Source organism: Nocardioides ultimimeridianus (assembly GCF_054777895.1).
The window spans coordinates 1-942 of the sequence record NZ_BAAHAB010000026.1; the positions used below are offsets into that span (position 1 = coordinate 1).

Sequence of the window (942 nt, forward strand, 5' to 3'; positions counted from 1 at the left end):
ACGCCGCCCGCGCCCACGCCGTGGCCGAGCAGGCGGCGCGACTGCGCCGCGACGCCGAGATGGCCGCTGCCGTCCAGGCGGCCGAGCGCCTCGCCGCCGAGCAGGCCGCGAGCATGGCCAGCCAGGCGCGCGAGGAGGCCGACCGGCTCGCCCGCCAGCAGGCAGAGACAGCTGCCGAGGCCCACCAGGCCCGGATCGAGGCCGAGACACTCGCCCACGCCGCCGCCGAGGCACGCGCCGCCGCCGAGAAGGCCGCGCACGAGCGGGCCGAGCTCGCCGGTGCCGAGGCCGCACGCCGCGAGCAGGCCGAGCGCTTCGCCCAGGAGCAGGCCGAGCTGGCCGCGGCCGCGCACACCAAGCGTGAGCAGGCCGAACGGCACGCTTTGGAACAGGCCGAGCTCGCCGCGCAGGCGGCACAGGCCCGCCAGCTCGCCGAGAGCCAGGCGCAGGAGTTCGCGGACGCTGCGAGCCGTGCGCACGAGGAGCGCACGGCCGCCGAGGACCGCGCACGGTCGTTGGCCGAGCAGGCCGCCGCGATGGCCGCCGAGCACGCCGAGTTCGCGCGGAACATGCTCGAGGCCCGCGAGGCCGCCGAGCGGAGCTCGGCGGAGATCGCCGCCGCCCGCACGCTCGCCGAGGAGGCCGCACGCCAGCAGGCCGCGCTCGCGCTGGCCGCGCACGAGGCCTCGACCGCCGCCGAGGAGCGGGCCCTGATGCTCGCCGAGCAGGCGGCGGCCAGCGCCGAGGAGCACGGCGTACGGACCCGCAAGGCCACCGAGGAGCGGGAGGCCGCCGAGGCCGCCGCCGCGGAGCACGCCCGACTCGCCGAGGAGGCGCACACCGCCCGTGCGGCCGCCGAGGAGGCCGCACGCCAGCAGGCCGCGCTCGCGCTGGCCGCGCACGAGGCCTCGACCGCCGCCGAGGAGCGGGCCCTGATGCTCG

Annotated in this window: 1 pseudogene; it reads left to right on the forward strand. The window is 79.4% G+C overall.

The window, feature by feature from the left end:
- Nucleotides 1-942, forward strand: a pseudogene (locus tag ACYU8V_RS21640) (hypothetical protein); the annotation flags it as partial.